10 protein-coding genes and 2 tRNA genes are annotated in these 13,344 nt (G+C 63.0%); 5 read left to right on the top strand and 7 right to left on the bottom strand.

Annotated elements, in window-relative coordinates:
- The coding region (locus tag AC1Q6X_RS26670) for a PKD domain-containing protein (protein ID WP_492498919.1) at positions 1–1,752 on the bottom strand (1,752 nt) is incomplete at its 3' end.
- A gap of 541 nt (positions 1,753–2,293) precedes the next feature.
- Positions 2,294–2,369 (bottom strand) — tRNA-Phe (locus tag AC1Q6X_RS26675).
- Positions 2,370–2,488: 119 nt separating this feature from the next.
- Here AC1Q6X_RS26675 and AC1Q6X_RS26680 point away from each other — a divergent pair.
- Complete coding sequence (locus AC1Q6X_RS26680) at positions 2,489–3,259, top strand: hypothetical protein (RefSeq protein WP_230506781.1); 771 nt, start codon at positions 2,489–2,491, stop codon at positions 3,257–3,259.
- A gap of 42 nt (positions 3,260–3,301) precedes the next feature.
- Here the strand turns inward: AC1Q6X_RS26680 and AC1Q6X_RS26685 are convergent, their stop codons facing one another.
- On the bottom strand, positions 3,302–3,727 hold the full coding sequence (locus tag AC1Q6X_RS26685) for a hypothetical protein (protein WP_070292443.1): 426 nt from the start codon (positions 3,725–3,727) through the stop codon (positions 3,302–3,304).
- 208 nt (positions 3,728–3,935) lie between these two features.
- On the opposite strand from AC1Q6X_RS26685, the gene AC1Q6X_RS26690 reads away from it, so the two are divergent.
- On the top strand, positions 3,936–4,931 hold the full coding sequence (locus AC1Q6X_RS26690) for a cytochrome-c peroxidase (protein ID WP_121668405.1): 996 nt from the start codon (positions 3,936–3,938) through the stop codon (positions 4,929–4,931).
- 119 nt (positions 4,932–5,050) lie between these two features.
- On the opposite strand, the gene AC1Q6X_RS26695 is transcribed toward AC1Q6X_RS26690, so the two are convergent.
- The 3 genes from AC1Q6X_RS26695 to AC1Q6X_RS26705 all read right to left on the bottom strand — a co-directional run bounded on the left by AC1Q6X_RS26695 (position 5,051) and on the right by AC1Q6X_RS26705 (position 10,366).
- A complete protein-coding gene (locus AC1Q6X_RS26695) occupies positions 5,051–7,438 on the bottom strand; it encodes a S9 family peptidase (protein WP_230506780.1) in 2,388 nt (795 codons plus the stop codon).
- A gap of 92 nt (positions 7,439–7,530) precedes the next feature.
- Entirely contained in the window at positions 7,531–9,801 is a 2,271-nt protein-coding gene (locus AC1Q6X_RS26700; RefSeq protein WP_492498920.1) for a putative bifunctional diguanylate cyclase/phosphodiesterase, read from the bottom strand.
- A 259-nt stretch (positions 9,802–10,060) separates the two neighbouring features.
- Positions 10,061–10,366 carry a PsiF family protein gene (locus AC1Q6X_RS26705; protein WP_046682222.1) on the bottom strand — a complete coding sequence of 102 codons (306 nt, stop codon included), beginning with the start codon at positions 10,364–10,366 and terminating at the stop codon, positions 10,061–10,063.
- 264 nt (positions 10,367–10,630) lie between these two features.
- Here AC1Q6X_RS26705 and AC1Q6X_RS26710 point away from each other — a divergent pair, with 264 nt between their 5' ends.
- On the top strand, positions 10,631–11,170 hold the full coding sequence (locus tag AC1Q6X_RS26710) for a DUF2058 domain-containing protein (protein ID WP_070223805.1): 540 nt from the start codon (positions 10,631–10,633) through the stop codon (positions 11,168–11,170).
- Positions 11,171–11,298: 128 nt separating this feature from the next.
- Here AC1Q6X_RS26710 and AC1Q6X_RS26715 read toward each other — a convergent pair.
- Positions 11,299–11,374, bottom strand: a tRNA-Phe gene (locus AC1Q6X_RS26715).
- A 186-nt stretch (positions 11,375–11,560) separates the two neighbouring features.
- On the opposite strand from AC1Q6X_RS26715, the gene dkgB reads away from it, so the two are divergent.
- Entirely contained in the window at positions 11,561–12,385 is an 825-nt protein-coding gene (gene dkgB, locus AC1Q6X_RS26720) for a 2,5-didehydrogluconate reductase DkgB (RefSeq protein ID WP_230506778.1), read from the top strand.
- Position 12,386: 1 nt separating this feature from the next.
- On the top strand, positions 12,387–13,316 hold the full coding sequence (locus AC1Q6X_RS26725; RefSeq protein ID WP_492498921.1) for an LLM class oxidoreductase: 930 nt from the start codon (positions 12,387–12,389) through the stop codon (positions 13,314–13,316).
- Positions 13,317–13,344 lie beyond the last annotated feature (28 nt).

Below are 13,344 nucleotides of genomic sequence, written 5' to 3' on the forward strand. Positions count from 1 at the left end.
GGGATTGGGCAGGGCGTTGAGATTGATCCCGGTGGCATCTGTCACGGTGACGGTGGTCGTCACCAGTTGACTTGTCTGGGAGACATCAACGGTGGTGGGATTGACGGTGATGGCTGACACGGTGGGACCCGATGTGTCGCTGAGTTCATTACTTTGCACGGTGAAACCCTGGCTGTAGCCGCCATTTGTACTCGTATAGTCTAATACGTCACGGAAGGCGAGCGAGCCGACCAGCCATTCGCCTGCTTTGGCGCCTGCGGGGATCGTCACCGTCGAACTGAAGGTGGCATGCTTCGCGTCGCCGGACGCCAGTTTCCATTGGCTGTTGATGCGGGTGCCGCCGATGTCGGCGACGTTGTACCAATGGGGGGCGGGCAGGGCGTTGAGATTGACGCCGGTGGCATCTGTCACGCTGACGGTGGCCGTCACCTGTTGACTTGTCTGCGAGACGTCAATGATGGCGGGGGTGACAGTGATGGCCGACACGTTGGGGCCGGAGTTGTCGACGGCGCTGGCGGTGACAGTAACAGTTGCGTCCGCACTGCTCGCCTTGCCATCGTTGACGATGAGTTTAGCTACATACAAACCGGTGGTATCGGCGGTAAAGGTGCTCTTGGCCGAGCTGGCGGAAGACAAGGAGGCCTTGCTGTTCGCCGGTTTTGTCGTCAGCTCCCAGGCAAAAGTCAAGACATCGCCATTGGCGTCCGAACTGGCGCTGCCATCGAGTTCCACCACACTGCCGGACAAGACATTTTGCGCGTAGCCTGCGTTCGCCACCGGCGCCGCATTGGCTACACTGGCCGTAATACTGACCGCTGCCGCGTTGCTGCTGACCTTGCCGTCGTTGACGATGATGCTGGCAACATAGGTGCCGGCCACATCCGCCGTAAAAGTGGGTCTGACGGAGGTCGGCGACGACAAGCTTGCCGTACTGCCTGCCGGTCTGGATTGCAGGGTCCATGCATAGCTGAGCGTACGGCCGGCATCGGCCGAACTGGCGCTGCCATCGAGCGTGACTACAGTCCCCGTCACCACGCTTTGTAGCGGTCCCGCCTGGGCGACAGGGGGGACGGCAGCAATATCGGCGATGATTTGCTTGATGGCGTCTGTATTGGTGATCTTGGCCAGCGCGGTGACGACCTGGGTGAGCCGGGCGGCGTTGATTTTTACTCTGAGCGCATCCAGAAGCCTGTCCTGCGCATCGCCGCCGGCCGGGTTGCCCTGTGTCGCGGCTTTCAATGGCGTGGCAAGGAAATCAACGAGGGGGCTCGTGTCGACGACACCGTTGAGTACCGTCCCCACATCAGCCTGCGCTGCCTTCACTGCAGTGGGAGTGACCTTGTTGTTGGCAATCGTGGCGTCAAACGCGGCAAAGAAGACCGTCGGTTCGCTCCCCAGTACCCGCGCCGTCAGCATTTCGGTTAGTGGCGTTATGTTGGCAGTGGCGGCGCTGCCGTTTCCCAGCACGAGCGTGTGTAATTTTGAGCCATCCGCCGGATCGGTGATCTGGAGCAGGCACGGTAGGTTGCCGCCGGCTACGGCAAGGCTGTAGCTGCCGTCAGCCAGCGTCGTGGCGTTGCCGGTGCCTGTCTGGCATTTGGCAGTAATAGTGGCGCCAGCAATGGCCTTCCCCGTTGCGGCAGTGCCGTTGACTGTTAGACTTGTTGGGGTGACAGGAACAGGTGACGAGCCACCACCGCCACCGCATGCAACGAGCATGCACGAACTAAGTACAGTTGCCAGTATCTTCATTGAATCTATCCATTTCTAATTTTTAAGTGATGCCTGTGCTTGCGTCGTACTGAAATGGCCTGGTGTGGCCAGAGTCAGGCTGCTGATGTAAATTATATATCTTTTGAGCAATATTGCTTGTTTCAAATCCAGCCGATGAATTTGACGAAGGCGTGCCCCGCCAGAGCGTTGGGCAAGCTATCGCTGTGCGTAACGCTGCGTGACTGGCGATGAGGCTGTAGCGAGAGCGAGCAACGCTGAAAAAAAAGCCAAGCCGAAGGCTGGCTTTTTGCTATGTAGTGCTGAATGGGTGCCAAGTACCGAATAAGCCTGCACTCTGATTTGAGGCGGTCGTCCTCCGCGGCGACGGAAGGCGTGGCGTGAATGAGCTTTAAGTCGACACGTTTGTATGGCGGAGCAAATAAACGCGAGCAAGGAGAAGAGCCGTCCGAAGTATGCTGGCCTACCGGACACCATGGATGGACCGGGGCAAAGACTTTTGAGCCGGTAAACAAAAAAGCCAACCCGAAGGTTGGCTTTTTGCTATGTACTGCTGAATTCTTGGTGGCCCGGGGCGGAATCGAACCACCGACACAAGGATTTTCAATCCTCTGCTCTACCGACTGAGCTACCAGGCCAAGGCGGCGAATTATAGCAGAAAGACTTTCCACCTGACCAGAGCTAGCTGTGTTCAAATGCAACAGATGGCCAAAACATGGTGTTTTGGCATCCTTGTATGAGCTGAAGGGATGTGGCGATGCGGCGACGTATTGGAGTGCAGGGCCTGGCGGCTGCAGGCTTGTTCAGTTTGTTTTGCGGTACGGCGCGGGCCGACGGGCTGGCCGATCTGAATGCGGCGCTGGCGCGCTTGCAGGGCCAGCTGCCCATCAAGGCGCAAGTGGAATCGAAAACCTGGCGCCGCGAGGGCGAGGGCAAGGCGGCGGAAGAGGATAGCGGCCAGGCGACAGTCACCGTCGAAGGCGGGCCGGCGGGCTTGCAAGTGCTCTACAGCAAGGATTTGCTGGCGAAAGTGGAGGCCGAGCAGCGCGCCAGGGTGAAGGATCCGAAGGTCAAGACGCCGATCGGCTTTGCGCTGGGGGAGATGAAGGCGGCGGAGTTGCGTTCCATGGTGTCGGCGGCCGATTCCCTGTCGCGCGAGATCGAGGAAGCCGTGTTCAGCGGGGAAAAGATCGATAGCTACAAGGGCAAGCCGGCGCGCCTGCTCAGCTTTACCTTGTCGCTCGACAAGGTGCCGGAGAAAGACCGCAAGTATGTGAAGAAGTTCGAAGGCGGCATCGAGGTGTGGATCGCCGCCGACGGCACGCCGCTGGCCAGCCATTTCCACTTTGATGTGAGCGGGCGCGCCTTTGTCGTCGTCAGCTTTACGCAAAAGACGGACGAGACGCGCCAGTATGGCGTCAGCGGCGACCATCTATTGTTGCTGCGCAAGGAAAGCAAGAATGCCACCTCGGGTGCGGGCGAGAAGGTGGAAAGCAAGATCGTCAAGACCTTGCAGCTGCAGTCCTGACTTGTTGCCGCATCACGCAAGCCGCTGATCCAGCGGCTTTTTTTACATCGCCGAGCTGCCGCCCATGGCGCTCTTTTGCAGCACGCAGCGTCCCGCCTCGCAGGTGGCGCCCGGGTCCGTGACGATGGAGCAGGTCGACATCATGCCGTCCGCCTGCTGCTGCTTGCGGCTGGCCTCGGCTTGCGCCTGGGCCAAGGCCTTGAGTTTTTTTCCGTCATTGTCCTTGCTGGACCAGGCCAGATAGCGCTCGGGACCGCCGCAGGCTTTGGCGCCGATGGCGATGGTTTGGCATTGCTGGGTGGAATCGCAGGCGGCGGCGCCCACTTCCGCCTGGATTTGCGCCAGCAAGCCGGCATTGCCGGGCGCGGGCGGCGCATCTTGTGCGGGGGCGCTGCCGCAGGCACTGGTGGCCAGCAGCAGGATGGCGGCGCACGCGGCGCGCAGGGCGGAGTAGGTAGGTGTATGCATGCCTTCATCATGTGCCACGCTTGCCCAAATGGCAAGCGCGATTCGCGCGCTGGACGATCCTTGACGCCGGTCATTTTCATTATCAAGCCGTCAAAGTTAATATAAATCAACATCCAATCAGCGATGGTCGGGTGGCGACCGGGCCGCCGCGCTGCATTCCCGCGCCGGCGTGCACCGCCGATTCGGGAATGCTTCCAGGAGTTAGACTATGCGCCGTACCCTCTCCCCCTTTGTCTTCATCGCCAGCCTCGCTTTCAGCGGCACGCTGCACGCCGCCAGCAAGGAGCCGATCCAGCCCATCACGGCCGCCAAGGTGGCCAATCCGGCCATGGTCGAACTGGGCAAGAAACTGTTTTTCGATCCGCGGCTGTCGCGTTCCGGATTTATTTCCTGTAATAGCTGCCATAACCTGAGCATGGGCGGCACGGATAACATCAAGACGTCGATCGGCCACAACTGGCAGCGCGGACCCATCAACTCACCAACGGTGCTCAATTCCAGCATGAACGTAGCGCAATTCTGGGATGGCCGCGCCAAGGATTTGCAGGAGCAGGCGGGCGGCCCCATCGCCAATCCGGGCGAGATGGCTTTTACGCACGAGCTGGCCATCGACGTGCTGGCCTCGATTCCCGCCTACCGCGCGGAATTCCGGCAAGTATTTGGCCAGGATAAATTGACCATCGAGCAAGTCACGCGCGCCATCGCCGCCTTCGAGGAAGTGCTGGTGACGCCCGGTTCGCGCTTCGACCAATGGCTGATGGGCAAGAAAAGCGCGCTGACGAAAGACGAACTGGCCGGCTACCAGCTGTTCAAATCCAGCGGCTGCATCGCCTGCCATAACGGCCCCGCCGTGGGCGGCAATACTTTCCAGAAGATGGGTGTGGTGGAACCGTACAAGACGGCGATGACGGCGCAAGGGCGCTCGGCCGTGACGGGCAAGGATGCCGACCGCTTCAACTTCAAGGTGCCGACCCTGCGCAACGTGGAATTGACGTATCCCTACTTCCACGATGGCGAAGCGGCCACCCTGACGCAGGCCGTCGATGTGATGGGCCGTTTACAGCTGGGCCGCACGTTTGCGCCCGATGAAAACGCGCAACTCGTCGCTTTCCTGAAAACACTCACGGGCAAGCAGCCGCACCTCGTGCTGCCGATCCTGCCGCCATCGAGCGACACGACGCCGCGGCCGGTGCCGTTTGACTGAGTGCTTGTGGTGGGTGTGGTGTCGGATTACGCCCTTGCGGGCTAATCCGACCTACACCTCAGCGAGTAGGTCGGATTAGCGGCGCAGCCGCGTAATCCGACATTTTTTGTTGATATCGCTTATTTCAACGTACGATTGAACAGCTGATAGATACGGCGGTACTGGTCATACCACGCTTCCGGCTGCACGAAGCCGTGGCGCTCCATCGGGTAGCTGGCCATTTCCCAGTTGTCCTTTTTGAGCTCGATCAAGCGCTGCGCCAGGCGCACGGAATCCTGGTAAAACACGTTGTCGTCGATCATGCCGTGGGCGATCAGGAGGTTGCCCGTCAGCTTGTCGGCATATTCGATCGGCGACGAGATTTTATACGCCTGCGGGTCGACGTCCGGCGTGTTCAGGATGTTGGCCGTGTACTCGTGGTTGTAGGTGGTCCAGTCCGTCACGGGACGCAGGGCGGCGCCCGACTTGAAGATTTCCGGGGCGCGCATCAGGGCCATCAGGCTCATGAAGCCGCCATAGCTGCCGCCATAGATGCCCACATTCTTGATGTCTCCCTGGTGCCGGGCTGCCAGCCAGTTGGCGCCATCGATGAAATCTTCCAGTTCCGGGTGGCCCATCTGCCGGTAGATGGCCGTGCGCCACGCGCTGCCGTAGCCGAGCGAGGCGCGGTAATCGACGTCGAGCACGATGTAACCCTGCTCCACCAGCAGGTTGTGGAACATCTGTTCGCGGAAGTACACGGGGTAGCGCTGCGTCACGTTTTGCAGGTAGCCGGCACCGTGCGCGAACATGACGATCGGGTAGCGCTTGCCCGCTTCCAGCTGCGCCGGGCGATACAGCTTGGCCCAGATGGGCGCCGCGCCATGCGTGGACGGCACTTGCACCAGTTCCGGCATGACCCAGTTGCGCGCCTTGAAGGCGTCGCTGCGCGTATCGGTCAGGATAGTCGCCTTGCCGCCAGAGACAGAAACCGTGGCCAGCTGGGCCGGCATATAGCTGGTCGAATAGCGCAGCAGCAGCTTGCCGCCATCGGGCGACAGGCCGAAGTTTTCCACGCCTTTCAGACTGGTGACTTCGCGCGCGCCGCCATCCTTGGCCGTGCTGGCACACACTTCATACGTGCCTGGCGCTTGCGGGTTGCACATAAAATAGGCGGTCTTGCCGTCGCGGCTCCATTCGACGGCGCTCACTTCCCATTGCCCGCTGGTCAAGGCGCGCGCGGGTGCGGTGCCCGTTTTCGTGTACAGGTGGGCGTAGCCGCTTTCCTCGGACAGATACCACAGGGTGGCATTGTCGGGCAGCCAGCCGAATTCCTCGGCGCGGCGGTTGACCCAGGCCGTGTCGCTGATGCGGTGCGCGGGCACGAGGGCGCCGTTGGCCAGGTCGACGGTGGCGAGCCAGCCGTCCTTGTTGTCGATGGCGCGCACGCGCACGGCCGCTTTGGAACCGTCATCGGTCCAGGCGATGCCGTCGCGCTGGGCGTCGACGCGCACGGCACGGTTGCCTTTCAGCGGCGGCAGCTTCTGTTCGGCGCGCAGGCTGGCCAGCGGGTCGGTGGCGATGCCGGGCAGGCTGTCGAACGGTATCTCGCGCACCTGGCCCGTGCGCAGGTCGGCGAGTTTCAGGCTTTGCGCGATCGGCATGTTGCGGCCCACGCGCGTGCGCTCGTCGTCCGCTTCCGGATAGCCCGTTTCCGTGACGTAGCGGGCCAGTTTGCCCAGCTTGCCCTTTTCGGCGGCCTTGTCTTGCGTGACGAACAGCAGCCAGCGGCCATCCGGCGACAGGGCACTGCCGGAAATCGTCACTTTGTCGCCCAGGTAGATCGGTTCCGGCGCACGCGTGGCGTCCAGGCGGCGCTCTTCGTGGCGGCGCTCGCGGCTCGCGTCGCGGTCGTCCTTCTGGCGCGCCAGGTTGACGATCAGGCGCAGCTGCAGCTCGCGCAGGGCGTCCGCTTCCGGCTTGGCGTCCGGGTCCTTGGCCGCGCGCAGCAGGGCGACGGGGGCGCTCAGGCGGTCGGCACGGCTCCAGCTGAACCAGTCGGTGCCGCTGCGGTACTGCACAGCGCCGCCGTCGGCGGAATACTGCGGGTCGCTGATGGCGGAGACGCCCCGCGTGATCTGGACCAGAGCGCCGTTTTTCAGGTCGCGCTCGAACAAGTCGCCGTTGCGCAGCAGGATGGCGCGCGTGCCGGCCCGGTTGACGACCATCTGCTGGCCATCGAGGTTCGCCAGTTGCGCATCGTCGACCTTCTTGCCGCTATTGAGTTTCGCATGCGCGCCAGATACGTGAAACGTGTCGCGCAGGGGCGAGCCGAGGCGTTTTTGTTTGTAGTAGAGCTGGCCGTTCCAGCCCCACCACGCCGCTTCGACGGGTGTGCCGATCCAGTCGGGATCGGCCATGGCCTGGTCCAGCGTGATCGGCGTGGGCGCGGTGGCAGAGGGGGCCGCGTTGGCGGCGGGCAGCAGAGATAGCAGCAGGAGCGGCAGCAGGGGAAGAACCAGACGCATCGGAGATCACTTTAACGAGAGGGGATGGTGAAGGTACAGGCTATGAGGCCGGTATTCTAGCGGAGGAGTTTCGTGCAGGAAATGTCGGAAAGCTAAGCTTGATGCCGGGCCAGCCAGACGAGAAAGTCATCGAGCGGCATCGGCCGCGCATACAGGAAGCCTTGCAAGCCGTCGCAATCGTGGGCGACGAGGAAGTCGGCCTGCTCCCGCGTTTCCACGCCTTCGGCCACGACGCGCAAGCCCAGGTGGCGCGCCATGGCCAGGATCGCCTGCACGATGGCCGTGTCGCGCGCATCGCGCGGCGTGTCGTCGATGAAGCGCTTGTCGATTTTGAGTTCGTACAGCGGCATCGAGGTCAGGTAGGCGAGACTGGAATAGCCGGTGCCGAAATCGTCGATGGAAAAGCGGATACCCAGGTCCGCCAGTTCGCGCATGCGCGCCAGCGAGGCGTCGCGCTGGTCGATCAGCAAGCCTTCCGTCAGTTCCAGGATCAGGGCGCCGGCCGGCGTGCCGTGTTCGGCCAGCGCCGCCTGCACGCGGGACGCGAAATCGGGCTGGCGAAACTGCGCCGGACTGACGTTCACGGACAGGGGGACGGGCCGGCCCGCTTGCGCCAGCAGGCTGGCGGCGCGGCACGCTTCGCGCAGGGCCCAGTGCCCGAGCTTGACGATCAGCCCAGATTCCTCGGCAATCGGAATGAAGATATCCGGCGCGATATGGCTGCCGTCCGCCTGCGGCCAGCGCATGAGCAATTCGGCGCCCGTCACCCGGCCATGGCGGTCGACCTGCGGCTGTAAGTGCATGCACAATTGCCCCAGGTCGAGGGCGCGCGCCAGCGCCCGTTCCAGGGTCAGGCGGCGCTCCACGCCCGCCTGCATGGCCGCTTCAAAGAAGGCGATGCCGTTGCGTCCTTCCGCCTTGGCGCGGTACATGGCGATGTCCGCTTCGCGCAGCAGGTCGTGCGCCTGCTGGCCCGCTTTCGGCAGCAGGGTCACGCCGATGCTGGCGCTGCAATGATAGGACTGCGCGCCGATCTCGAAGTCGCGCGCGATGGCGGCCCGGATTTTCTCGGCCACCTGGGCCGCCGCGCGGGCGGCGCTGTCCAGGTCATCGGCCAGGTGCGCCAGCAGCACGACGAATTCGTCGCCGCCGATGCGCGCCACCGTGTCGGCCTTGCGCATCAGCTGCGCCAGCCGTTCGCCCGCCAGGCGCAGCAGCGCGTCGCCCGTGGCGTGGCCGCGCGCGTCGTTGATGTGCTTGAAGTGATCGAGGTCGATGAACATCAGCGCGCTGATGGTCTGGTTGCGCGGCGCGGCGGCCAGCAGGTGGCCGATGCGGTCCGTCAGCAGGCGCCGGTTGGGCAAGCCCGTCAGCACGTCGTAGAAGGCCAGGCGGTGGATGTCCGCTTCCGATTTCTTGCGCTCGTCGATTTCCCGCTCGACAGCCACCCAGTGCGTCTGCCTGCCTTCCGCATCCGTGAACGGCACCAGTTCCGCTTCGACCCAGTACGCCTTGCCCGCCTTGTTGTAGTTCAGTAATTCCGCCCTGGCCGGCTGGGCACGGGCCATGGCGGCGGCGATGCGCGCCAGTTCGTCCGTATCGGTGGCGGGGCCTTGCTGGAACAGCAGGCTGCGGCCCAGCACCTCGGCGCGCGCATAGCCGCTGCTGCGCTCGAAGGCGTCATTGACGAAGATGATGCGCGTGGCCGATACCGTCCCGGCGCCGGGGCCGGGCGGGCCGTCCAGCACTTCGGCGATCATCACCATGTCGTTCAGGCGGGCCAGCGCCGTGGCCGTCAGGCGCAGCTCGGCGTTCAGCTGCGACAAGGCCTGGCTGCTGTCTTCCAGGTGGCGCAGCAGAAAGGCGCAGGACAGGGTCAGCACGGCGGCGATGAACAGGAAGTTCAGTGCCACGATCAGCGCGCGCAGCACGGGAGAGTCGGGCGTGCCCGGCAGGCGCAGGGCGACGTCGGGATGCAGACCGAGGAAAAAGATGGTCAGCGTGGTCAGGACCAGGGTCGACATGGCTGGCCGCATGCCCAGCAGCAGTGCCGCCAGCACGGGCATGAGCATCATGTAGATCTGGCTGACGGGACCGATTTTCAGCAGCAGGCCCACGCCCACCAGATAGGCGACGATGAGGAATTGCCACACGCGCCAGCGGTAGGGCATGGCGCGACTATGCCAGATGAGGCCGATCCAGCCGATGGCCAGCAAGTCGAGGACGACGATGGACCAGATCGCCTCGCTCGCGGCCAGCAGCGCGCTGGGAATGGCCGTGACGATGCCAAGCAGCAGCACCACCTGCAACAGGCGGGTAAAGACCAGGCCGCGCCAGTGCGCGAGATCGCTCGATATCGCCACGCTGCCATCCTTCCCCTGGGGTAAGCTGCCGCCGCGCCGTGCATTACTGCTGAGTAAATATTACGCGCTATCAATCCTCTTGTCATCTTGATCATTAATCATGATTGCCGGCGTTCCGCGTGGCTGCCTCATTCATCGGCCCTTTGGCGGGGATGGTCATTCTGCCCTGGGCGCCGCGCCGTTTGATGGGAGCAAAAAAAAGCCAGCCTGTCGGCTGGCGCTGTGGGGTGAAGCGCACACGGGCGCTTCGAAGCGGCGCTTATTTCTTGGGCGCGCTCAGGCATTCTTTCATGAACGCCTTGCGCGCGTCGCCCTTCATGTCCTTGGCGTCGACATTGCACGCCTTCATCTTGTTTTGCTGCGTCATGGCCGGCGCCGGCTTGGCGCTCAGGCATTCCTTCATGAAGGTTTTGCGTTCATCGCCTTTCTTGCCGGCGGCATCCGCATTGCAGGTGGTCATTTTCGACTGTTGCGCCGTCTTGGCGACGGGCGCCGCTTCCGGTGCGGCGGCAAAGGCGGTGCTGGCAAACGCGGCGGCGATGCAGAGGGCGATTAATTGTTTCATGGCAAATCCTTTAGACGCAAACGATGGAAGGGGCATGCAACCGGCTGGAAACTGCCGATATGCAGAACGTAACTAACTATATGACATTTATCAACAAAATTTCCACTCGAGTGTGTCTTTTTGTTACTGTCCGGCGCCAGGCCCCCGCCGGCTGGCCCGGGCAGCCATGTTGCGGCGGCAGCGGCCCCGTTTTTTGCTATGCTAGCGTCTTTCCACCGGCCGATGCCGCTGCCTTGGCCGGCGCACACTCATTACGGAGTAGTTATGGTCTCGTTGCAAGAGCAGTTTTTAAAGGCCGGCCTGGTCGACAAAAAGAAGGTCAAATTGGCCAACCAGGACAAGAGCAAGCAAAAAAAGGACGAGCGCAAGAGCGGCACGCAAAGCGTCGACGAGGTGCGCCTGGCCGCGCTCGAGACCCAGCGCAAGAACGCGGAACGCGCGCGCGAACTGAACGCCCAGCGCGACGCGGCCGCGAACCAGAAAGCCATCGTGGCGCAAATCGCGCAAATGGTGCAAAAGAACCGCCAGAGCAAGGGTAACAACGGCGACGTGCCGTATAACTTCACGTTCAACAACAAGATCGAGCGCATCTACGTGACGGCCGCCGTGCAAGCCCACCTGGTGGCGGGCCGTCTGGTGATCGTCTGCCTGGGCGGCGCCGTGGAGCTGGTGCCGCGCATCATCGCCGACAAGATCGCCGAACGCGACCCCGCCATCGTCGTGCGCGTGAAGCAGGCCAGCACGCAAGTGGACGAGGACGATCCGTACGCGGCGTTCCAGATTCCGGATGATTTGATGTGGTAAGAGGGCGATTGCCCGGTGCCGACGGTACCGGACTGGCGTAACTGCGGGCCGGAAACGGCCCGTTTTTATGTGGACTACAAACAAAAACGCCACCCGAAGGTGGCGTTTTTGAACGTGAAACGAATTCTTGGTGGCCCGGGGCGGAATCGAACCACCGACACAAGGATTTTCAATCCTCTGCTCTACCGACTGAGCTACCAGGCCAAGGTGGCGAATTATAGCAGACCAAAACGGGAATGCAAGAGCCGGCTGCGACTTTTCCTGCATTTCCAGGATTCGCACTCCATTACTTGCGCATGGGTCAAATATGATTTGATGTAAACGGTATTTTTCTCAATAAAGGAAGGGCGCATAGTGTGGCCATCGTTACTGACTTGAGAGGATTACCGCATGCACGCCATTACCCAACACACCGCCATCCCTGAAATCGGTCTGGGCACCTTCCGCCTGCAGGGCCAGGTCGTCATCGATTCCGTCACGACGGGCCTCGACGTCGGCTACCGCCATATCGACACGGCGCAAATCTACGGCAATGAAGCCGACGTGGGCCAGGCGATCGCGGCCAGCGCCGTCCCGCGCGACGAGTTGTTCGTCACCACCAAGATATGGATCGACAATCTGCAGCGCGACAAGCTGATTCCCAGTTTAAAAGACAGCCTGCACAAGCTGCAGCTGGAGCAGCTGGATTTGACGCTGATCCACTGGCCGTCGCCGCAGGACGCGATTCCCGTGGCCGAGTACATGGCGGCGCTGGCGCAGGCCAAGGCGCAAGGGCTGACCAAGGCCATCGGCGTATCGAATTTCACGAATGCGCAGCTGCGGCAAGCCATCGATACGGTGGGCGCGGCGGAAATCGCCACGCAGCAGGTCGAGATCCACCCCTTCCTGCAAAACCGCAAGGTCATCGAGTTCGCGCGCAGCCAGGGCATCCACATCACGGCCTACATGCCGCTCGCGTACGGTAAGGTGGTCGTCGATCCGGTCATCATGGCGATTGCGGCCAGACACGGCGTGACGTCGGCGCAGGTGGCTCTGAGCTGGTCGCTGCAGCAGGGCTTTGCCGTGATTCCGTCGTCGACGAAGCGCGCCAACCTGGAAGCGAACCTGCATTTCCAGCGCATCACCCTGTCGCCGGACGAGATGGCGCAGATGGCGACTCTGGAACGGGGCGAGCGCCTGGCCAACCCGGACGGCCTGGCGCCGCAGTGGGATTGAGATGGGCGCCATGACGAAGCTGGGGCAGGGCGGTTTCAGTATCGGCCTGGAACTGCCGCTCGATAATGACTGGTCGTCCACGGGACGCCAGGCGCATGCGGCCTGCGGCCGCGTGCCGGGCGAGCCGGACATGCAACAGCATGCGGCGCTGGCAAAGCTGGCCGACCGCCTGGGTTTCCGGGCCCTGTGGCTGCGCGACGTGCCCCTGTACGATCCGTCGTTCGGCGACGCGGCCCAGGTCTTCGAGGTATTTACGTATCTGGGCTACCTGGCCGGCATCACCGAGAACATCTTGCTGGGCACGGCCGCCGTGGTGCTGCCGCTGCGCGAACCGGTGCTGACTTTAAAAGCGGCGGCCAGCGTCGACCAGTTGAGCGGCGGGCGTTTGCTGCTGGGCGTGGCCAGCGGCGACCGGCCCGTCGAGTATCCCGTCTTCGGCCGCGACTTCGATCAGCGCGGCGCCGCCTTCCGCGAGCAGGTGGCCATGCTGCGCGACTGGGGCCAGACGCGCCTGCCGCCCGGCATCCGTCTGCTGCCCAAGCCGGCCGCACCGTTGCCGCTGCTGGTAGCGGGGCTGGCGCAGCAATCGCCGGCCTGGATAGGCGCGCAGATGGACGGCTGGCTCGCCTATCCGGGCACGCCGGAAGACCATGCCCGGCGTGCGGCGCAATGGCGGGCCGTGGCCGGGGACGACAAGCCGTATGTCAGCTTCATCCACCTGGACCTGGACGACGATCCGACCTTGCCGCTGCAGCGTTTCCGCTTCGGCGGGCGCACGGGGCGCGATGGCCTGATCGCCGAGCTGCACGCCATGCGCGCGGCCGGCGTGCGGCATATTGGCCTGCAGCTGCGGCAGAACCGCCGCCCGCTGGCCGAGACGATGCAGGAGATCGGCGAATACGTGCTGCCCGTGTTTCATGGCGCCGCTTGACCTGGGGCATGCGTTCTGTACTTCCTGA

The sequence above is a fragment of the Janthinobacterium sp. GW823-FHT06H09 genome, from assembly GCF_058794735.1.

Bases quoted from the DNA above. Each gene is read 5' to 3' on its own strand.
- AC1Q6X_RS26680 (WP_230506781.1), top strand. From the start codon at position 2,489: ATGCGGCGACGTATTGGAGTGCAGGGCCTGGCGGCTGCAGGCTTGTTC.
- AC1Q6X_RS26685 (WP_070292443.1), bottom strand. From the start codon at position 3,727: ATGCATACACCTACCTACTCCGCCCTGCGCGCCGCGTGCGCCGCCATC.
- AC1Q6X_RS26690 (WP_121668405.1), top strand. From the start codon at position 3,936: ATGCGCCGTACCCTCTCCCCCTTTGTCTTCATCGCCAGCCTCGCTTTC.
- AC1Q6X_RS26695 (WP_230506780.1), bottom strand. From the start codon at position 7,438: ATGCGTCTGGTTCTTCCCCTGCTGCCGCTCCTGCTGCTATCTCTGCTG.
- AC1Q6X_RS26705 (WP_046682222.1), bottom strand. From the start codon at position 10,366: ATGAAACAATTAATCGCCCTCTGCATCGCCGCCGCGTTTGCCAGCACC.
- AC1Q6X_RS26710 (WP_070223805.1), top strand. From the start codon at position 10,631: ATGGTCTCGTTGCAAGAGCAGTTTTTAAAGGCCGGCCTGGTCGACAAA.
- dkgB (WP_230506778.1), top strand. From the start codon at position 11,561: ATGCACGCCATTACCCAACACACCGCCATCCCTGAAATCGGTCTGGGC.
- AC1Q6X_RS26725 (WP_492498921.1), top strand. From the start codon at position 12,387: ATGGGCGCCATGACGAAGCTGGGGCAGGGCGGTTTCAGTATCGGCCTG.